The following is an 18622-nucleotide window of genomic DNA, read 5'->3' on the forward strand; positions in this document are numbered from 1 at the left end:
AAGCACGCGGGCAGCGGGCCTTTTGGGTAAGGCCATGCCCGGTATCGGAAAAGCCGCCCTACATGCAACGGCTTTGCAGGTCAGGGGACAAACAACTCAGAAATCCACGTCTGGAAATTCGTAGGGCACCGGGGCAGATCGGGCAATCGGCGTCGAACTGGCTTGAGCCACCGCAACCGCAGGGGCCGCAGGGGCCGCAGGGGCCGCAGGGGCCGCAGGGACGGTACCCTCCTTACGTGCATCCACTGATGCACTCGGAACGCCAAGGTAGCGCTTGAACACCTCCTCAAATTCGCGCACCTCATACCCCTTGGGTGTCGAAGCATCGCGCATACGAACCGTCTTGGAACGAATGCCATATGAACTGAGGTTCTTGGCCAATTGACGTGCGGTCAAAGGAAAACCCCGGTTGTAACTGTCCCACCCCATTTCGGAATCCTTGAACAGCAACTCAAGCAGCTTGGCCGAGGGGATGTACCGATCTCGATACGATGCCAACACTTCCCGTATGTCTGCCAACAGGTTATTGCTCATGGACTGCGGTTCTTCGGTTGATCCCTTAATGGACAAGGCCGCTTCACGCGCTTTCGCCAGCCAACGAGGCCCTGCACAACGGGCTACGGCAAACAAAGGCTCCCAGTTGTCTTGCTCCCGATCACTCAACTCGCTGGGCATGTCGGTGTGTCCCTCTCGCAAGCTTTGCTGCTGATCCGCAACAAAACGATGGATCTGTGAACGCAAGGTGGCAAACAGCCCTCGATCGGCAGAACGCAAGCGCTGCACAGTCTCACCTTGGACCTTTCGCCGCATTTGGACCCGAACACAGCGGCTCAATGTGGCATCTGCCAAGCGACGTTCCATGGCGATACCGGCAATGGCTTTGGGACCAAACACACGGTAAGGCACAGGCTGCAAGCGATCCCCAATCGTTTCCACCCGCACCACCACACCACGATGCTCATACCCCTTGTTCAAGATACCGGCCATTTCTGGATTGCTTTCCAGAAAGGTGTCAGCTTCATCGATCAGCACCGTGGGACCATACAGATGAATGATCCGAAACAGAGCCGCCACCGTGATGTTGGCCGTCTCAAATGAGCGATGCGCCAGGCGAGCAATCAATTCCAACGCCACTGACTTGCCACAGGCCCGCTCGGGAGCATTGATCAGCAACAGGGGCGAGTAATGAAATTGCCGAAAACTGTAGGTGTGGGTGATCCAAAGCACCATGGCCGTCACATAGCAATCATCAGCGATCACGTAAGTTCGTATGGTTTCATGCAGCGCATCCAACAACACTTCACCCGTTACAGGAGACATCCAGGGCGCTGGCGGGCTGAGATCGAGGAAATCTTCCAGATCATCGGAGGCAGATTTGGCCAAAGATTTTTTCGACATAACTATCCTTTCTGATTTTCAAAGAACGAGGAAGAGCAGGTTGGCCAACCTTGGTTTAGACGATTACGTTCGTCTAACCAGATTGAATTCTGCATATTCACCTCTCCCCAAGCAAATCCACCCGACGCAAAATTCATGATTCCTCGCCCTGCCGATTTTGTCCGCCGCACACATCCAATGAATATAAATATATAAAGCAGTAACCCAGGAAAATCCCTAGCCACAGCATTTAAATCAGTACCGCCGATTTCATCCAAGCCAAAGGCATTTAAACCTGTTCATTTTTCAGCGTGAACGAAAGCACTCACGCCTTATGCAGAAATTGCATCCAGGTTTATGTGCCATAACTCTGATGCCCGGAGCTTGAGGGTTGCTCCAAAAACCCAAAATCAAGAGCAAGATGCGTGACCGAAAATTTTTTTGATCATGTGTTGTAAATCTGCAAATCTCGGTCAAGAACCAGCCCGCCGCCGTCCGGCCCCACCCCCTCCCCGGGTGGCCGCAACATCCGCCACGTCTGCAACGGGGCCGCACCCCTCCGGGGCCTGCCTGCCCCTCCCCGGCCCTAGCCTCCGGGCCTGCCTGCGTGCCCCATGAATTCACCCAGCCGTTACCCCTTCATCACTGAAAGCCATCGCAAAAAAAGATGGGCCACCACCCCAACCATCCCCACTCACCTTCCGCAAACCATCAAGGATGGGTGCAGGAAAAGCTACTGGACATGGCCGGGGTTGGGTTCAGTGCAGGTGTGTGCAGCCCAAGGCATCGGAATCCAGGGCGCTGAGGTGAGCAGCTTCAGACACGATCACCAGGGGCAACAGGTCTTGAGGCAGGTCATCCCAGTCCAGGGCGCGTTGGGTGGCCAGAGAGAGGCTGTCTGTGTAGGTCATGGGAAATCCTTTCGGGTTTTGCGACGGTGGAGAAAGAAGAGCACCAGCAATCCCAGCAAGGCCAGGATCAGTGCGACGATGGGAAACAGGTAACAAAGCAAGGCGGTACAGGCCACACCCACCATGCGGGTGTTCGAGAACATCAGACCCAGCACGCCAGCAGCCATGAGGCCAGCAAGGATGTGGATGACCTGGGGTTTCAATCACGCCCTTTCGGCAAGGGACGTGGAAGCCGGGGCTTTCGGCCTGTGTGGGACTTGGAACCATGGGCGTCTGCTGTCGATGCCTTGCCGAATGCAGCCAAAGCCACTTGGGTGAAGTTCATGCCTTCCACATGCGCGTGATGGCGAGAGTTTTGGGGGTTCAGGCGGATCAGACCCAAGTCACGCAAGGCCGACATGACAAAACCCCCGGTGTTGATGGATTTGCCGGGGTGCAAGGCATGGAAGCTGCGGGATGTGAGTTCTTGACCACCAGCCACAAGGGCATCAATCCGAGCACCAGCAGCCCAATCCCCGCAGAACATGCCGCCGCCAGAGTTGGAGACGATGCGCAGGTGCAGGGATTGGTCCGGGTGACGACCTATGGCGTAGGTCAATGTGGATCGGCCCGATACGGAGGTGCATTCAGCCGTACAGAGGCATTCGATGATGGGCAGTGCTTCTTCCTGGGGTTCGGAGGTATCTAGGACTTCGGGCGTTTCCGTACTTTCGGATTCGGCCACTGCATTCACAGGATCAAGGGGTGTTGCAAGGTCAGACATGGGCGTCCTTTCAGGAGGGGTTGAACGGGATGGCAGGCTCAGGCTTGAGCCCTTTCACATAAGGTGCTGGGTTTTGCGCAATGGCAGTGGAGGGCCTTCACCGGTCAGATCCAGCAGGTCAAGGCTTCCTGGGGGTGAATGCGGACAACATCAAGCAAGGCCATGGCGTCGGCCAGATCCCGGCTTTGACCACCGTCGTACTAGCGGATGGCGGCCCTTTCCAGCCACAGCTCTTGCAGGTGTTCAGGCAGGCGCTTGACCATTGAGGCCACGACAGGATCAATGGGTGGGGTGCGGGTCAAATAGGTTTCCTTTCTGGACTTGGGTTGATCTGGGCAATAAAAAACCGCCTCAATGGGCGGTTTGCGGGGGTGCCACGGATGGCGGGTTTCGGGGTCTATGTGGCATGCGGCTTCTCCATGGCTGGGGCGGTGGTGACAGGGGTTTCTGCGAAGCGTTCACACAGGGCCAGCAAGGTGGCATCGGTGCAGGTTTTGGGCACATAGACCACCACGCCGAATCCATCGCTGGACAGCACAAAGGTGATCTCGTACCACTGGGCATGGGCTTCGCAGATTTCCCAACTGGGCACAAAAGCGGGATCGCTCAAATCAAGGCCATGTCCAGCTTCGTAATTCAGGCTTGGCAATGACAAAGCGATTTCCAAGCTTTGTGCTGTGTCTCCCGTTTCCATGACGATGACGTGCATCAGTTCAGATAAAGGGAACTCGTCCAGCAGATCGGACAAGGATTCGATCCTGGCTGACAGCAAATGCCGTAACTCAGCATCGGGGTGATGGGCGGCAGCGGTTTGGATGGATTCAGAGGTTTTGAAAATCTCCATAGGCAGAACTCCTTTCAGGTTGAAATGGGATGGGCAAAAGAAAAGCGCCCTGGGATTGCTCCGAGGGCGCCACTTTTCTGGAATATCAGGTTACTTCTCTTTTTTTGATAACTCTTCATTCAAACGATTCATGAGTCTTTTGCACTCATCAAATCCCATTTGATCGATTTCTGCAACAATCCACTCTCCATCTTTTTTAGCCAGCAGGGCTTGCTGATTTCCTGTGTAACCGCCCATGCTGTTCTTAGCATTGACAGTCATGCATGCAAATTTATCATCCAAGACAGCATGCTCGCCAAACTTGGCAGATTCGGGATCTTTGAGACTTCCTCTGACGGCCTTCTGAATCGCTGACTCTTGACCACAAGCCGTCAAAATCAAAGCTGTGGATAGGATTAGAAATTTTCCAGTAATTTTTCCCATCAATTCGCCTCAGTCGAACTTTTGTGAACAACGGACTGCATTTTCTCGTTTCTATCGAAAATGATGGAAACCCCCTTGCTCTTGACCTTTGTCAATCCTCCTTGCGAAGAAACCCAAATGACCGTCTTTCGTCCAAACGTATCTACGGATTCGCTGTACGGTTTACCCAGCTTTTCTTTTGCATCACTAAAAGTGGTGACACCCGGTTTAAATGCATCGACGTCAGACATATTGAAATCCTGACCCATTGATGCACAGCCAGCAATCAAAGCAGCTCCAGCCAACATACTGATGAAACGAACACTCATCGAATTACCTCCTTTAAAAATCAGTTGAAGAAATCAGGGCTTTTCCAATCGCTCAAGCAGCTTGTAAGCCAGCGCGACGGACAGAGAAACGTCATCCACAGGACGTGCTTTCTTGGCGGCCATCACGACCAGTAGCGCGCCGGGAAGCACCAAGGCTCCCACCGTGACCCAGGGGATGCCGAATACGAATGTGGAAATGGCTGTGGCAATACCGACGCCGGTTCCAGTGGCCACCAGGACGCCTGCAATGACCATCAAAGCACCCACACCACCCAGGCCAGTGGTGGACAGCAGTTCATAGATTTGCCGGAAGTTGCGTGAATCACCTGTCAGCAGGTCATTCATGGCTTTCAAGGTAGATGCGATGTCCTCCTTGTGGGTGTCGCCATGCAGATCAAGACACCGTTTGCCCCATACAGCCACCACACCCAGGGCTTGGTTCTTGAGGTCTTTACCTTTCACTCCCAACAGGGTCAGGCGGTCCAGATTGACGTTCAGTTCATCCCGTAAGACCTGTGCAGGGGGCAGGCCAGCGGCGTCCTGACGGATGTAATGCTGGGTACCCGCCTCATAGGTGAAGGCAGCCTTGGATGTGCCCACTACCTCGTTGACGGTGGCCAGAAAGTCCTTGCCGAATGCCTGCTTCAGGGCTTCTATGGCAGTGGCTCCGCTGGCCAGGGCTGTGGCGGCCTGTTCAAGGCGTTTGGATCCGTCTTTGCGGGTTCCCAATGCCTGGATCAACCTTTCGGCAGCGGGCTTGCCGAACAGGGTTGCCAGTGACAGTGCGAGTGACATGCTCCTCCCTTGAGTTGGTTTTCGAGTTCATGCAGATTCCTGAATGTCACGTTTAACGTGACGACAGATTATCGCCACGTCACGAGACTCGTGACATGGGGTTCGAGTCTGTCCAAGTCAACAACGTTGTCGGTCGCCGTATGCGCGCTCGACGCGAAGAGCTTGGGTGGTCTCAGGAGAAGGTGGGCGTGCTGATCGGCATTGATGAGTCGTCAAGCCGCGCGAGGATCAGCCGGTATGAGTTGGGCACGCATGAGCCACCAGTCAAGACTGCCAGACTGATTGCCGATGCCTTGAATGTGCCGCTGGCATACCTCTACTGTGAGGACGAAGACATTGCCACGCTGTTGCTGAAGCTCAGACAGCTACCCGAGGTTCTCAGGGGCCAGGTAGTTCGAGAATGGCAACTTCAACTTGTATAGACCCCGTTCGTCACCGCCATTACTCAGAAAACAAAAAGCCACCTGACACCGCAGCATCAGATGGCTTGATGGGAAAGCACCTTTTCAGGTGCTTTCAGAAGCAGATCAGTGGAACTGCTCTTCTTCGGTAGAGCCTGTCAGGGCCTTCACGCTCGAAGAACCACCCTGGATCACGGTGGTCACGTCGTCGAAATAGCCTGCGCCCACCTCCTGCTGGTGCGACACGAAGGTGTAGCCCTGCTCACGTGCGGCGAACTCGGGCTCCTGCACCATGTTCACGTAGTGCTTCATGCCTTCGCCGCGGGCATAAGCATGGGCGAACTGGAACGTGTTGTACCAGTTGATGTGGATGCCGGCCAGCGTGATGAACTGGTACTTGTAGCCGAGTGCCGACAGTTCGTCCTGGAACTTGGCGATGGTCTTCTCGTCCAGGTTTTTCTTCCAGTTGAAGGACGGCGAGCAGTTGTACGACAGCAGCTTGCCGGGGCACTTCGCATGCACGGCCTGGGCGAACTCGCGGGCAAAACCCAGGTCGGGCGTGCCGGTCTCGCACCACACCAGGTCGGCGTAGGGGGCGTAGGCCACACCGCGGCTGATGGCTTGCTCCAGACCATTCTTCACGCGATAGAAGCCTTCCTGCGTACGCTCGCCCGTCAAGAACGGCTTGTCGTTGGCGTCGTGGTCGCTGGTGATCAGGTTGGCGGCCTCGGCATCGGTGCGGGCCAGCACGATGGTGGGCACGCCCATCACGTCGGCAGCGAAGCGGGCAGCGATCAGCTTTTCGATGGCTTCCTGTGTAGGCACGAGGACCTTGCCGCCCATGTGCCCGCACTTCTTCACGGCAGCCAGTTGGTCTTCGAAGTGCACGCCGGCCGCGCCAGCGGCAATCATGTTCTTCATCAGTTCGAAGGCGTTCAGCACACCGCCGAAGCCGGCTTCGGCGTCGGCCACGATGGGCAGGAAGTAGTCGATGAATTCCTTGTCGCCGGGATTGATACCGCGGCCCCACTGGATCTCGTCGGCACGCTTGAAGGTGTTGTTGATGCGGCGCACCATCGTGGGCACCGAGTCATAGGCATACAGCGACTGGTCGGGGTACATGGTCTCGCTGGTGTTGCCGTCAGCGGCCACCTGCCAGCCCGACAGGTACACGGCTTCCAGGCCCGCCTTGGCTTGCTGCATGGCTTGGCCGGCGGTGATGGCACCGAAGGCATTCACATAGCCCTTCTTGGCGCCGCCATTGATCTTGTCCCACAGCTTCTCTGCGCCACGCTTGGCCAGCGTGTATTCGGGCTGGAGGCTGCCACGCAGACGCACCACGTCAGCTGCTGTGTAGCCGCGCTTCACGCTCTTCCAGCGGGGATTCTGGGCCCAGTCCTTTTCCAGGGCTGCGATTTGCTGCTCACGGCTCAGTTGTGCGTTCAGGGAATCTGGCATGTTGCTCTCCAAGAGATGAAGGAATGGGCGGGTACCGCTCCCGGGACCCTTGGACACAACTTTAAGTCTTCTATAAGACCACATCAATCTCTTATGTCTTATATAAGAGATAAATTTAAGCCATAAAAATCAATGGCTTATGCTCTATATATCTCTATATGAAAACTCATTTCTCGTATCGAGAAATTTTTCCGCAACGCAACAAACAAAATTTTCGCAATGAGAAATTAGACTTTCTCCATGCGAAATAGCAGGTCTGGTGAGTTCCTTTCCATGGGCTGCCCCGCGCTCATGCATGATGGAGCCTCCGTTCGGAATCTTCATCAGATGCCAAACCGCCCCACCGCATACCTTTGCCTGGCGCTCAGCATGATGCTGGTGGGTGCCTACGTGGCGCTCTCCAAGCCGCTGGCCGCGGCGTTCCCCGTGCTTTTGCTGGCGTGGTTGCGTTTCGGTATCGGCGCAATGGCCATGCTCGGATGGTTGAAGAAGCCGCACCAGGAGCCACCTCTGACGCGGCAGACCCAAGGCCTGCTTTTTCTGCAGTCGCTGCTGGGCAACTTTCTGTTCACCGTTTGCATGATCTACGGCGTGAGCCTGACCAGCGCCACCTCTGCCGGGGTGATCATGGCGACCATCCCCGCATGTGTGGCGGTCATGAGCTGGCTGTTCCTGCGTGAACAGGTGGCGACCCGCACCTGGGTGGCGGTGGCCTGCGCAGTGGCGGGTATTGTGCTGTTTGCGCTATCCAAACCAGAGCACTCCGCACACGCCAGCAATGCCCTACAGCCCGAAAATGCCCAAAACTTGCAATGGCTGGGCTATGCCCTGCTGCTGGCCGCATCGCTGTGCGAGGCCGCCTATTCCGTCATCGGCAAGAAGCTCACCGGCGCGCTGGGGCCACGGCGCATCACGGCGCTGATCAACCTGTGGGGCTTCATGCTCTCGATGCCTTTCGGGCTGTATTTCGCCCTGTACTTCGACTTCACGGCCGTACGCTGGCCCACTTGGTTGCTGCTGGTGTTCTACGCCATGGCAGCATGCATGTGGAGCGTGTGGCTGTGGATGACCGGCCTGAAGACCGTCCCCGCCGCGCAGAGCGGCGTATTCACCGTGCTGCTGCCGGTGAGCGCGGCGCTCGTGGGCGTGCTGGCGCTGGGCGAGCGCTTCACGACCATGCAGTTCATGGCCTTTGGCATCGCACTGGCCAGCGTCGTACTGGCCACGATGCCCGCACGGCTGCCGTGGCGCACCGGCCGCGATATGCGCGCCTGACCGGCGGCGTTACAGCGCGTGGTCGCTGATCACGATGCCGTCGGCATCCGCATACAGCCAGTCGCCCGGCCGCACCCACACGCCCTGTACCTGCACCGCCACGTCAGAAAGCCCTTCGCCCCGCTTTTCGGTGGGCAACGGCATGAGTGCGAGTGCGCGGATACCCACGCGCTCGGCATTCAGTTCTGCCACGTCGCGCACGCAACCATTCACGACGATACCGGCCCAGCCATTGCGCGCCGCGCTGGCTGCCAGATTGCCCCCCACCAGCGCGCGACGCAGCGAAGCTCCACCGTCCACCACCAGCACGCGCCCGTTGCCCGGCGAATCCACGGCCGCCTTGACCAGCGTGTTGTCCTCGAAGCATTTCACCGTGCTCACGGGACCGCTGAAAGCGGGGAGCGCTCCGTAGCTCTGGAACACGGGCGGCAGCACGCGGAACGCGCCACTGTCGTCACCCTTGTGGGCGTCGCAGAGATCGCAGGTGCTGATGGCCGGGGTCGGGTGTGCAGACATGGAAGGGAAGCCTTTCTGTGCATAAAGGGGGATGGTGCGCCGCAGCAAGCTGCGGTGGCGCATTCTCGCGCGTGACGGCGGTTGGCCGCCAGAGCAACAAATCGAGGCAAAAAAGAGGCAGCTCGCCTTGGAAACCGGTTTTTTTCCCAGTAGCATCACCGCTGCCAGTGGAGCTGCGGCGTTCGCTGGTGACATATTTCATTTCCAACAAGGAACAACCCAACATGGCAACTGCAAAGACCGCGTCCGCAGCACCCGCAAAGAAGCGCACCCCCAACGCCGCTTTCATGAAGCCCCTGACCCCCAGCCCCGCTCTGGCGGCCGTGGTCGGCGCCACCCCGCTGCCGCGCACGGAGATCATCAGCAAGCTGTGGGTGTACATCAAGGCGCACAACCTGCAGGACGCCTCCAACAAGCGCATGATCAACGCGGATGCCAAGCTCAAGGAAGTGTTCGGCAAGCCCCAGGTCTCGATGTTCGAAATGGCCGGGCTGATTGGCAAGCACGTCAAGTAATCTGCCCTGCCAGGCTCTCTGCGAGAGCCAGGCGAACAAAAACCGGCATGCGCATGCCGGTTTTTTTTCGCCTGCAAGGCACTCGGCAATGGTTTCTTACACGGCAGTGGGGTCAAGGACTGCAAATGCGATGAATTCGCATTTATAATCAGTTCATCGTCCATAGCCAGCCACGACTGCCTGCACCATGATCGTCTGTGTTTGCCACCGCGTTTCCGACCGGGAGATTGCACGCCACGCGCGCGCAGGTATGAGCTTCGATGAGATTCAGTTCGAGTTGGGCGTCGCCACCCAGTGCGGCCGCTGCGAAGACTGTGCCCGCGATGTCGTGGCGCAGTGCTGCGCATCGCAGCCGGTGGCCGCCCTGTACAAGGACACCGATCCCACAGCCGTCCAGCTTGCCACCCTCATCCCGGAAGGCAAGGCATGCAACTGTTCTACGCACTCGCAGGAAGTCTGATCATCGTCATATGCTCGGTCTGGTGGATCCTGCATAAATAGACCGCCTATTCAAGGCTTTTTGGCCTTTCGACCAAGCTGGACAAGCGCCAGCAGCTATCATTTTTATGTCCTCTGACCGATACGGCTCCCCCGGGGGCTTGAGCCGCAATGCCGTGATCGCAGGCTCCGTGGTGGTGCTGCACGTGGCCGGCCTGTGGGCCCTGCAATCGGGTCTGGTGCGCAAGACGGCAGAGATCATCATCCCTGCTGAGGTGTTGAGCGAATTCATCGCGCCTCCGGCCCCACCGGCCCCTCCCGCTCCGCCGCCGCCCAAACCAGCCCCGGCGCCGCCCAAACCCGTGGCGCCCAAGCCGCGCCCCGCTCCCATGCCCGTGGCGGTCCCCGACCCGACACCCGCCCCCGCCGCGCCCACGGGCGTCGTAGAGCCTCAGCCCCCGGCCCCGCCGGTTGCGGCCGCGCCCGTCGCCGCACCGGCGGCCCCCGCAGCTCCACCGGCGCCGGCCGCACCCAGCATCGAGTTGCCCTCCAGCGACGCGAGCTACCTGAACAACCCCAAGCCCGTCTACCCCGCCGTGAGCAAGCGGCTGGGAGAACAAGGCAAAGTGATGCTGCGCGTGCTCATCGGCACCGACGGACTGCCGCAGAAAGTGGAGGTCAAGCAGTCCAGCGGTTTCGAGCGCCTGGACCGCCAGGCCATCGACGCCGTCATGCGCTGGCGCTTCGTACCCGGCAAGCGCAACGGCGTGCCAGAAGCCATGTGGAATCTGGTCCCGATCAATTTCGTTCTCCAACAATAAGTCTCGCAGGAGTTTTCATGGAATCGCATTTCGGCATTGCCAATGTCTGGGTACAGGGCGACTTCGTCACCCGTGCCGTCGCTGTGCTGCTCATCGGCATGTCGCTGGCATCGTGGATCGTCATCATCATCAAGGCGCTGGACATCCTGAAGTTCAAGAAACACGCCCGCCAGGCACGCGACTTCTGGCACAGCGAAGACTTCGCCGCCGGCCTGACCAAGCTGGGCTCCGACCCGAGCAACCCCTTCCGCCACCTCGCCTTGGAAGGCCGCGAAGCCACGCAGCACCACCGCAACACGCAGGCCCATCTGCATGACAGCCTGGACGTGAGCGACTGGGTCACGCGCTGCCTGCGCAACTGCATCGACGAGTTCACGGCGCGCGTGCAATCGGGCCTGGCCATCCTGGCGTCCGTGGGCTCCACGGCGCCATTCATCGGCCTCTTCGGCACCGTGTGGGGTATCTACCATGCGCTGGTGGCCATTGGCGCCTCGGGCCAGTCGACCATCGACAAGGTGGCCGGCCCGATCGGCGAGGCGCTGATCATGACCGCGCTGGGCCTGGCCGTGGCCATTCCCGCCGTGCTGGGCTACAACGCCCTGGTGCGGGGCAACAAATCCATCCTGCACAGCCTCAACAGCTTTGCGCACGATCTGCACGCCTACTTCGTCACCGGCGCGCGCGTTTCGGTACACGGCGAGGCAGCCAAGGTGCTGCCCATCAAGAAAGGCTGATGCGCCATGGCTTTCGGAACCCAGGACGATGCCGACGAGGTGATGAACGAAATCAACATGACGCCGCTGGTGGACGTCATGCTGGTGCTGCTCATCATCTTCATCATCACCGTGCCGGTGATGAAGCACGCGGTGCCGGTAGACCTGCCGCGTGCGTCCAACGAGCGCGAAATCATCAAGCCCGAAACCATCCGCCTGTCGGTGACGGCCGACGGCAAGTACCACTGGAACGAGACCACGATCGGCGACGACGAGCTGGAGCCGCGCCTGCGGGCCGAGGCCCGCAAGGACCCGCAGCCGGACCTGCACATCCGCGGCGACAAGGACGTGCGCTACGAGCGCGTGGCGCAGGCGATGTCGGCGGCGCAACGCGCGGGCGTGCGCAAGATCGGCTTCGTGACCGACCCGGCGCCCTGACGCACCACGGCCGCGCCGGCGCGCCGGCCTTCACAGCAGCAGCCCCACGGGCGGCGCAGCAGCGTCGCCAGCGCCACCTGCGGGGGCTGCCTCTTGCATCTGGATACGAATCGACAGGAAATTTTCAGCCCCGGATGCTTGATCTTTAATTGAGAATGGTTATCATTTGACCACCGTAACGCACCGAGACTTCACCATGCATGCCAGCCTGACCGCACCGTCCGCACTGACCGCACCCCGCATGTTCGCGGTGCCCGCCGATTCCAGCCCGGCGTCCCACGCCGAAGGCGGCGCCGTCGACAGCAGCACCCTGCTGCGCGGCCAGAAGGCCGTGGCCATCGTGCACAACGGCGCCGTCTACCGGCTGCAGGCCACCAAGCTCGGCAAGCTGATCCTGACCAAATAAGTTTCATCGTGGGGCGACTCCAGGACCTCGGTCCGAAGGGTCGTATTGGCCAGCCAACGGGCATGCCCGCGTAGCCAGGCTTTTTTTCCCTGCACACCCATGAGAAAACCGGCCCACGCGCCGGTTTTTCTGTTGGAACCCAATATGTTTTTGGCCTCCAGCGCCCTTCCAACAAGCGCTAGCAGCTATCAAAACAATAGTAATCGCTCCCGATGAGCGCTTACAGCCCGATCGCCGCAATCCCCGCGCGCGCAATCTGCGCGTCCTCATGGGACTTCACGCCGCTCACACCCACGGCGCCCAGGCACTGGCCGTTCTTCATGATGGGTACGCCGCCTTCCAGCATGCCCTGCAGCGCAGGCGCGCTCAGGAAGGCCGTGCGGCCGCCGTTGATCACGTCTTCATAGCCCTTGCTCTCGCGGCGGCCCAAGGCGGCCGTGTGGGCCTTGGCCGGCGCGATGTGCGCGGACACCGCTGCGGCCCCGTCCAGGCGCTGCAGCCACAGCAGATGTCCGCCGTCGTCCACGATGGCGATGGTCACGGCCCACTGGTTCTTCAGGGCCTCGGCCTCGGCGGCGGCGGCGATCAGCTTGACGTCGGAGAGTTCAAGTTCGGGTTTGGTCTTCATGAGGCAGTCCTGCAGGAGGTGGGTGGATGCGCCCGGCCAGCCGGCAGGGCGCACAACGGAAAACGAAAAGCATAGTGCCAGCGGGCCCGCCCAGTGCCCCGCCGCAGGGCAAAAGAATGCAACCCATAAAGTACGGGATGGTGCGCGGGTATTGCATTCGGCGCCAAAAGCCACCACCTAGAATCATTCGGGTCTGCGCTGTGCAGGCCAATCAGGAGAGAAACCAGATGAACCCAGAAATCACCAGTGTCAGCTCCGCGGGCTATGGCATCTCGCAGGAGCAGCGCCACCGCGTACTGCGCAACACGTACTGGCTGCTGGCGCTCAGCCTGCTGCCCACCGTGCTGGGCGCCTGGATCGGCGTGGCCACGGGCATCACGCAGTCGCTGCGCGGCGGCCTGGGGCTGATCGTGTTCCTCGGCGGCGCCTTCGGCTTCATGTTCGCTATCGAGAAAACCAAGCGCTCGGCCGCGGGCGTGCCGGTGCTGCTGGCCTTCACCTTCTTCATGGGCCTGATGCTGTCGCGCCTGATCGGCATGGTGCTGGGCTTCAAGAACGGCACCGACCTCGTCATGACGGCCTTCGCCGGCACGGCGGGCGTGTTCTTCGTCATGGCCAGCCTGGCCAGCGTCATCAAGCGCGACCTGTCGGGCATGGGCAAGTGGCTGTTCGTGGGCGCGCTGGTGCTCATGGTGGGCGCCATCATCAACGTGTTCGTGGGCTCGTCGGCCGGCATGATGGCCATCTCGGTGGCAGCGATCGGCATCTTCAGTGCCTACATGCTGTACGACCTGAAGCAGATCCTGGACGGCGGCGAGACCAACTACATCAGCGCCACACTGGCGCTGTACCTGGACATCTTCAACGTGTTCCAGAGCCTGCTGGCCCTGCTGGGCATCATGGGCGGCGAGCGCGACTGAACGGCCTTCCCACCGCACAAGCGTCGCAAGGCCCCGATTTCCGGGGCCTTTTTCACGTCCGCCCTTGGCTGACAGCCTCAACTTGACGGCACGCCTGCCGATAACCCCTGTACATGCTGCCTCGCCACCACCCCCTCCTTGCCGCCGGCGCTCGCGCCGCCCTGATCGCTGCCGCGCTGCTGCCGCTGGCGGGTTGTGAGATTCCCGGCATGGGCCCGGACCCGCGCGTGGCCCAGCGTGAGGCCGAGGCCAAGGCCATCGGTGGCGCCTGCCGGCATGCGCTGCGCGGGCTGGAGGACTGCTTCACGCTGAACCCCAAGGCCCCCAAGGCCCAGGTGTTCGCGGGCTGGAAGGACATGGATCTGTACATGCGCGAGAACAAGATCGAGGGCACGGCCTCGGTACTCACGCAGTTGGAGAAAAAGCCCGCCAGTCGCCGCGCAAGCGACGAAGAGGCGGACCTGCAGACCGAGGACCGCACCTCCCGCAACCGCAGCTGATGCTATCCAAACGATAGCTGCTGGCGCTTGCTAGGCAAGCGCCCCTGGCCAAAAACGTCTTGAGCCACCGCGGGCGTCAGCCCCGCTCGAACACTGCCATGCTCTCCACATGGGCCGTGTGCGGAAACATGTTGACCACCCCCGCAGCCACACAGCGGTAGCCCGCCTGGTGCACCAGCAGGCCCGCGTCCCGCGCCAGCGTGGCCGGGTTGCAGCTCACGTAGACGATGCGCTGGGGGGGCTGCCAGCCTTCATGCCCAGCGGGCAGCGGCGGCGCGCCTTCGGCACCGATGCGCGCCTGGTGGATGTCCGCCAGCGCCTTGGACAATGCGAACGCCCCCTCGCGCGGCGGGTCCACCAGCCATTTGTCGGCGGCGCCATCGGCAATGAGCATCTCAGGCGTCATCTCGAACAGGTTGCGCGCTACAAAGCTGGTAGCTGCCAGCGCAGATCCATCCTGCCTTTGAGCCTGATTTGACTGATAATTCTCGCGCGAACGCGCCACCAGCGCCTCACTGCCCTCGATGCCCAGCACCTCGCGCGCCTGGGTGGCGATGGGCAGCGTGAAGTTGCCCAGGCCACAGAACCAGTCGATCACGCGCTCGTCCTTGCGCGCGTCCAGCAGGCGCAGCGCGCGCGTGACCAGCACGCGGTTGATGTGCGGGTTGACCTGCGTGAAGTCGGTGGGTTTGAAGGGCATGGTGATGCCGAAGTCGGGCAGCCCATAGGCAAGCGGCTCGCCGCCCTCGTCCAGCAGATGCACCGTGTCCGGCCCCTTGGGTTGCAGCCACCATTGCACGCCATGCACGGCGGCAAAGGCGCGCAACTTGTCTTTGTCCTCCGGGGACAGCGGCTCCAGGTGGCGCAGCACCAGCGCCGTGACCGTATCACCGCAGGCCAGCTCGATCTGCGGGCAGGTGTCGCGTGCGGCCATGCTGCCGATCAGGGCGCGCAGCGGCATCAGCATGGCGTCCACATGCGGCGGCAGGATCTTGCAGGTCTCCATGTCGGCGATGTAGCGGCTCTTGCGCTCGTGAAAGCCCACGAGCACCTTGTCCTTCTTGGGCACGTAGCGCACGGACAGGCGCGCGCGGTAGCGGTAGCCCCAGGCAGGGCCTTCAATGGGGCGCAGGATGGTCTCGGCCTTCACTTTCCCCAGGTGCCAGAGGTTGTCTTCCAGCACGCGCTGTTTCACGGCCACCTGTGCCGCCACGTGCAGATGCTGCATCTTGCAGCCGCCGCAGGCGCCCGCGTGCAGGCCGAAGTGCGGGCAGCCGGGCTGTACGCGCTGGCTGGACTGGCGGTGGACTTCCGTGAGGCTGGCCTGCTCCCAGTTGTTCTTCTTGCGGTGGGTGTTGGCGCTGACCAGCTCGGTGGGCAGTGCGCCGTCGATGAACACCACCTTGCCATCGGGCTTGCGCGCGACGCCTTGGGCGTCCATGTCCATGGCGGTGACTTCGAGCCAGCCGGGGGGAAGAACCGTGGAGGTGGGCGGTGGTGGGCTGAATTCTGTGGGGTCGCTCATGCCTCGATTGTCTCAGGCCAGCCCACCCCTGCCGCCGCGCGGGCGGCTTTCAGCTGCGGCTGGCGCGCGGCGCACGGGGCGCGGTGGGGGCGCCTGCAGCCGCATCCTTGCGGACCGCAGCCACATTGGAAGGCAGGCGGTTGACTTCCACCTCGCAGCCATAGTTGTCCAAGGAAAACACCAGCGTGCCGCCGGGCGCGACCAGGGGCAGGGTTTCGTGCAGGTTGCGCGACAGGTCCACAGGGGGGGTCTGCGAGCGGTAGATGACCTGCTGGTCTGCGCCATAGATCACGTAGCAAGTAGCCCACGCGCCCGGTGCAAACAGTCCGGCAATCATGGCGGCGGAGGCCGTGGCAAAGCGAATGGCTCGCATGAGGGTTCCCTTCCTTCTTGTGCTGTGAATGCGGCGCATTATTGCGGAGTTTGCGCCCGCCCCGGTAAGCGGCTGTTCCCGGCCCCGCCCCGTGTCGACGGTTTCATGGAACTTTTGCTGCGGCCCTGCGTTGAAAGAGGCAATGCGCCCCCTGAGCCACCTTGAAGAGAGCGACTGCATCGCCCGCGCCCAGCGCGGCGAGGTCGCGGCGTTCTCCGAACTGGTGGCCCGCTACCAGGACCGCATCTACCGTTTTTTGTTCCGCATGACGCGCTCGCAGGAGGATGCGCGCGAACTCGCCCAGGAGACTTTCTTGAACGCCTACCAGGCACTGCCCCGCTGGCAGCCGGACGCACAACTGTCCACCTGGCTGTTTCGCATCGCGCGCAACCAGGCGTTGGACCTGTTGCGCCGCGCGCAGCGTGTCGCGTTCGTGGAACTGGACGAGACCCTGTCCGAGCAGATGCCGGCGGACACCCCCACGCCCGAGGCTGCACTGCAGGCCCGCCAGCGCATCGAAGCGCTGGAAGGCGCGCTGCAGCGGCTCTCGGTGGAGCACCGCGAGATCCTGCTGCTGCGCGACATCGAAGACATGGCCTACGAGGACATCGCCGAGGTGCTGGGCATCAGCCTGGGCACCGTCAAATCCCGCATTGCCCGCGCACGCGCCGGGCTGCTGCAACTCATGCCACGCTGAACGCAAGGAGCCGCCATGAACTGCCCTCGCACCGAAGACCTTTCCGCTTTGATCGACCATGCGCTGCCCGCGCATGCGCAGGTCGCGCTGCAGCAGCACCTGCACGCCTGCCCCCTGTGCAGCCAGCACCTTGCCGCATTGCAGGCACAGCGCCAGCAATTGCTGGCCCTGCCCTCGCCCGCGCTGGGTTTCGACCTGGCGGCGCAATTGCAGGACCGCCTGGCGCAGGACCTGGCGCAACGCCCCACCCGGTCCCGGCGCACCGGCTGGAGCCTGCTGGGCTGGATGCCCACGGGCCTCGCCGCGGGGGCCGCGCTGGTGTCCGGCGTCTGGCTGGGGGGGCTGCTGCTGGGCACGGGCGCGGCCCTTCCGGCTGCCAGCCCTGCCATGGCGCGCGTGTTCGACCCTGTGCCGCCAGGCGGGCTGTGCGCCGCCGCCGAAATCTGCCGTTTGCCGAGAACCCTGCCATGAAAAACCCTGCCTGGATTCGCACCCTGCTGGCGATCTCGCTGGCGCTCAACCTGGGCGTGGTTGCCGCACTGGTGCTGCGCACTGCGCCGGACACGGTGCCCGAGGGCGGCGCGCCTCCCGTGGTCCACCTGCCCGAGTATCTGAAGCTCACCCCCGAACAGCGCGCGCGCTGGGAAGGAATGGAAACCCCCTTCCTCCATGACCTGTCGTCCAACTGGAGTGACATACGCCGCCACCGCGAAGCCCTGGTGCGCCACATCTTTGCTGACGCACCAGAGCGCACCGCCATTGACGCCGAGCAGGCCGCCATCGCCCGCCTGCAGGCCACGCAGCAACAGCGCGTGATTGACCAACTCTTGGCCGAGCGCGCCATGCTGAACGACGCCCAGCGCACGCGGCTGCTGCAATTGCTGCTGACCCGCTATGCAGAAGAAGCCACCGAGGAGGAAATGCTGCACCGCAAGTGAACGCCGAGATGAGAGAAGGAAAAAGGTGCAAATCAGATGGAACATTGAGGCACCCCCTTCGTTGAAGTAGGCAAGGCAGCCACACATTCCCTTGAGCGGCTGCCTTGATGGTTCAACTTTTCAACGGAGCATTCTCATGAACACCTTCACCGCACTGCTGCTGTCCGCCGCCCTGGCATCCCCGCTGGCCGTTTACGCCGCCGACGCACACAACCATGGCGGCAGTGCCGAAACCCACCAACTGCAGCTCAACGCCGGCAAGAAGTGGGAAACCGACGCGCCGCTACGCAAGGCCATGACGGCCGTGCGCGGATCGGTCACGCAGATCCTGCCCGCCGCCCACTCGGGCAAGGCCACTCCGGCCGATTACGACGCCTTCGCCAACACCGTCAACCAGCAGGTCGCCTACATGGTGGAGAACTGCAAGCTGCCGCCCGCCGCCGATGCACAGCTGCACATCATCGTGGCCGACCTGATGGCCGGTGCCGAGGCCGCGCAAGGCAAGCACGGCGAGGACAAGCGCGCCGAGGGCGTGGTCAAGGTGGCCCAGGCCTCCAATGCCTACGGCAAGTACTTCAGCCACAGCGGCTGGAAGGCCATCCCGCTGTCCCACTAAGGGGCAGACCGCAAGTACAGGAG

General features: G+C 61.5%; 27 protein-coding genes. 14 read left to right on the forward strand and 13 right to left on the reverse strand.

Annotation, left to right across the window (positions count from 1 at the left end):
- Positions 1-96: 96 nt before the first annotated feature.
- The 8 genes from I3K84_RS05605 to I3K84_RS05640 form a co-directional block, all read right to left on the reverse strand.
- A complete protein-coding gene (locus I3K84_RS05605) occupies positions 97-1398 on the reverse strand; it encodes a DUF3631 domain-containing protein (protein ID WP_196995668.1) in 1302 nt (433 codons plus the stop codon).
- A 737-nt stretch (positions 1399-2135) separates the two neighbouring features.
- On the reverse strand, positions 2136-2288 hold the full coding sequence (locus I3K84_RS05610; RefSeq protein ID WP_196995669.1) for a hypothetical protein: 153 nt from the start codon (positions 2286-2288) through the stop codon (positions 2136-2138).
- Positions 2285-2491 (reverse strand): hypothetical protein, encoded by a 207-nt coding sequence (locus tag I3K84_RS05615; RefSeq protein ID WP_044399176.1) that lies wholly within the window; start codon positions 2489-2491, stop codon positions 2285-2287. The genes I3K84_RS05610 and I3K84_RS05615 overlap by 4 nt, the downstream gene beginning before the upstream one ends.
- Positions 2488-3051, reverse strand: coding sequence for a hypothetical protein (locus tag I3K84_RS05620; protein ID WP_196995670.1), 564 nt, complete (start codon positions 3049-3051; stop codon positions 2488-2490). The genes I3K84_RS05615 and I3K84_RS05620 overlap by 4 nt, the downstream gene beginning before the upstream one ends.
- 397 nt (positions 3052-3448) lie before the next feature.
- On the reverse strand, positions 3449-3895 hold the full coding sequence (locus I3K84_RS05625) for a hypothetical protein (RefSeq protein ID WP_196995671.1): 447 nt from the start codon (positions 3893-3895) through the stop codon (positions 3449-3451).
- A gap of 90 nt (positions 3896-3985) precedes the next feature.
- Positions 3986-4318 carry a hypothetical protein gene (locus I3K84_RS05630; protein WP_196995672.1) on the reverse strand — a complete coding sequence of 111 codons (333 nt, stop codon included), beginning with the start codon at positions 4316-4318 and terminating at the stop codon, positions 3986-3988.
- Positions 4318-4626 carry a hypothetical protein gene (locus I3K84_RS05635; RefSeq protein ID WP_196995673.1) on the reverse strand — a complete coding sequence of 103 codons (309 nt, stop codon included), beginning with the start codon at positions 4624-4626 and terminating at the stop codon, positions 4318-4320. The genes I3K84_RS05630 and I3K84_RS05635 overlap by 1 nt, the downstream gene beginning before the upstream one ends.
- A 33-nt stretch (positions 4627-4659) precedes the next feature.
- Positions 4660-5421, reverse strand: a complete 762-nt coding sequence (locus I3K84_RS05640) for a hypothetical protein (RefSeq protein WP_196995674.1) — start codon at positions 5419-5421, stop codon at positions 4660-4662.
- Between the two features lie 95 nt (positions 5422-5516).
- Between I3K84_RS05640 and I3K84_RS05645 the strand changes: the two genes are divergently transcribed.
- Complete coding sequence (locus tag I3K84_RS05645) at positions 5517-5843, forward strand: helix-turn-helix domain-containing protein (protein ID WP_196995675.1); 327 nt, start codon at positions 5517-5519, stop codon at positions 5841-5843.
- A 105-nt stretch (positions 5844-5948) separates the two neighbouring features.
- On the opposite strand, the gene aceA is transcribed toward I3K84_RS05645, so the two are convergent.
- Complete coding sequence (gene aceA, locus I3K84_RS05650) at positions 5949-7280, reverse strand: isocitrate lyase (RefSeq protein ID WP_103737648.1); 1332 nt, start codon at positions 7278-7280, stop codon at positions 5949-5951.
- Between the two features lie 327 nt (positions 7281-7607).
- Between aceA and I3K84_RS05655 the strand changes: the two genes are divergently transcribed.
- Positions 7608-8555 (forward strand): DMT family transporter, encoded by a 948-nt coding sequence (locus I3K84_RS05655; protein ID WP_041836013.1) that lies wholly within the window; start codon positions 7608-7610, stop codon positions 8553-8555.
- Between the two features lie 9 nt (positions 8556-8564).
- On the opposite strand, the gene rraA is transcribed toward I3K84_RS05655, so the two are convergent.
- Positions 8565-9071, reverse strand: a complete 507-nt coding sequence (gene rraA, locus I3K84_RS05660) for a ribonuclease E activity regulator RraA (RefSeq protein ID WP_103737647.1) — start codon at positions 9069-9071, stop codon at positions 8565-8567.
- 224 nt (positions 9072-9295) lie between these two features.
- Between rraA and I3K84_RS05665 the strand changes: the two genes are divergently transcribed.
- The 6 genes from I3K84_RS05665 (at position 9296) to hemP (ending at position 12402) form a co-directional block, all read left to right on the forward strand.
- Positions 9296-9586, forward strand: a complete 291-nt coding sequence (locus I3K84_RS05665; RefSeq protein ID WP_011805609.1) for an SWIB/MDM2 domain-containing protein — start codon at positions 9296-9298, stop codon at positions 9584-9586.
- A gap of 187 nt (positions 9587-9773) precedes the next feature.
- Positions 9774-10046: a bacterioferritin-associated ferredoxin gene (locus I3K84_RS05670; RefSeq protein WP_015913041.1), complete on the forward strand. Its 273-nt coding sequence runs from the start codon at positions 9774-9776 to the stop codon at positions 10044-10046.
- A 106-nt stretch (positions 10047-10152) separates the two neighbouring features.
- Positions 10153-10845 carry an energy transducer TonB gene (locus I3K84_RS05675; protein WP_196995676.1) on the forward strand — a complete coding sequence of 231 codons (693 nt, stop codon included), beginning with the start codon at positions 10153-10155 and terminating at the stop codon, positions 10843-10845.
- Positions 10846-10862: 17 nt separating this feature from the next.
- Positions 10863-11579: a MotA/TolQ/ExbB proton channel family protein gene (locus I3K84_RS05680; RefSeq protein ID WP_011805612.1), complete on the forward strand. Its 717-nt coding sequence runs from the start codon at positions 10863-10865 to the stop codon at positions 11577-11579.
- Positions 11580-11585: 6 nt separating this feature from the next.
- Positions 11586-11996: a biopolymer transporter ExbD gene (locus I3K84_RS05685; RefSeq protein WP_196995677.1), complete on the forward strand. Its 411-nt coding sequence runs from the start codon at positions 11586-11588 to the stop codon at positions 11994-11996.
- A gap of 196 nt (positions 11997-12192) precedes the next feature.
- Positions 12193-12402, forward strand: coding sequence for a hemin uptake protein HemP (gene hemP / locus I3K84_RS05690; protein ID WP_015913038.1), 210 nt, complete (start codon positions 12193-12195; stop codon positions 12400-12402).
- Between the two features lie 220 nt (positions 12403-12622).
- Here the strand turns inward: hemP and I3K84_RS05695 are convergent, their stop codons facing one another.
- On the reverse strand, positions 12623-13030 hold the full coding sequence (locus tag I3K84_RS05695) for a heme-binding protein (RefSeq protein WP_011805615.1): 408 nt from the start codon (positions 13028-13030) through the stop codon (positions 12623-12625).
- A 227-nt stretch (positions 13031-13257) separates the two neighbouring features.
- Here I3K84_RS05695 and I3K84_RS05700 point away from each other — a divergent pair, with 227 nt between their 5' ends.
- The gene (locus I3K84_RS05700) at positions 13258-13950 is read left to right on the forward strand and encodes a Bax inhibitor-1/YccA family protein (protein WP_196995678.1); all 693 of its coding nucleotides are present in this window, start codon (positions 13258-13260) and stop codon (positions 13948-13950) included.
- A 113-nt stretch (positions 13951-14063) separates the two neighbouring features.
- A complete protein-coding gene (locus I3K84_RS05705) occupies positions 14064-14450 on the forward strand; it encodes a hypothetical protein (RefSeq protein WP_103737582.1) in 387 nt (128 codons plus the stop codon).
- 76 nt (positions 14451-14526) lie between these two features.
- Here the strand turns inward: I3K84_RS05705 and rlmD are convergent, their stop codons facing one another.
- Together rlmD and I3K84_RS05715 are read right to left on the reverse strand one after the other, a co-directional pair.
- Entirely contained in the window at positions 14527-15975 is a 1449-nt protein-coding gene (gene rlmD, locus I3K84_RS05710) for a 23S rRNA (uracil(1939)-C(5))-methyltransferase RlmD (protein ID WP_196995679.1), read from the reverse strand.
- A 49-nt stretch (positions 15976-16024) separates the two neighbouring features.
- A complete protein-coding gene (locus I3K84_RS05715) occupies positions 16025-16348 on the reverse strand; it encodes a hypothetical protein (RefSeq protein ID WP_172206689.1) in 324 nt (107 codons plus the stop codon).
- A 142-nt stretch (positions 16349-16490) separates the two neighbouring features.
- Here I3K84_RS05715 and I3K84_RS05720 point away from each other — a divergent pair, with 142 nt between their 5' ends.
- The 4 genes from I3K84_RS05720 (at position 16491) to I3K84_RS05735 (ending at position 18599) form a co-directional block, all read left to right on the forward strand.
- Positions 16491-17045, forward strand: a complete 555-nt coding sequence (locus I3K84_RS05720) for a sigma-70 family RNA polymerase sigma factor (protein WP_041836014.1) — start codon at positions 16491-16493, stop codon at positions 17043-17045.
- 15 nt (positions 17046-17060) lie between these two features.
- The gene (locus I3K84_RS05725; RefSeq protein WP_196995680.1) at positions 17061-17516 is read left to right on the forward strand and encodes an anti-sigma factor; all 456 of its coding nucleotides are present in this window, start codon (positions 17061-17063) and stop codon (positions 17514-17516) included.
- Positions 17513-17983: a Spy/CpxP family protein refolding chaperone gene (locus I3K84_RS05730; RefSeq protein ID WP_041836016.1), complete on the forward strand. Its 471-nt coding sequence runs from the start codon at positions 17513-17515 to the stop codon at positions 17981-17983. Before I3K84_RS05725 ends, I3K84_RS05730 begins: the two co-directional genes overlap by 4 nt.
- A gap of 136 nt (positions 17984-18119) precedes the next feature.
- Positions 18120-18599: a hypothetical protein gene (locus tag I3K84_RS05735; protein WP_011805622.1), complete on the forward strand. Its 480-nt coding sequence runs from the start codon at positions 18120-18122 to the stop codon at positions 18597-18599.
- Positions 18600-18622 lie beyond the last annotated feature (23 nt).

This window comes from Diaphorobacter sp. JS3051, from assembly GCF_015832135.1.
Classification (GTDB): domain Bacteria; phylum Pseudomonadota; class Gammaproteobacteria; order Burkholderiales; family Burkholderiaceae_C; genus Diaphorobacter; species Diaphorobacter nitroreducens.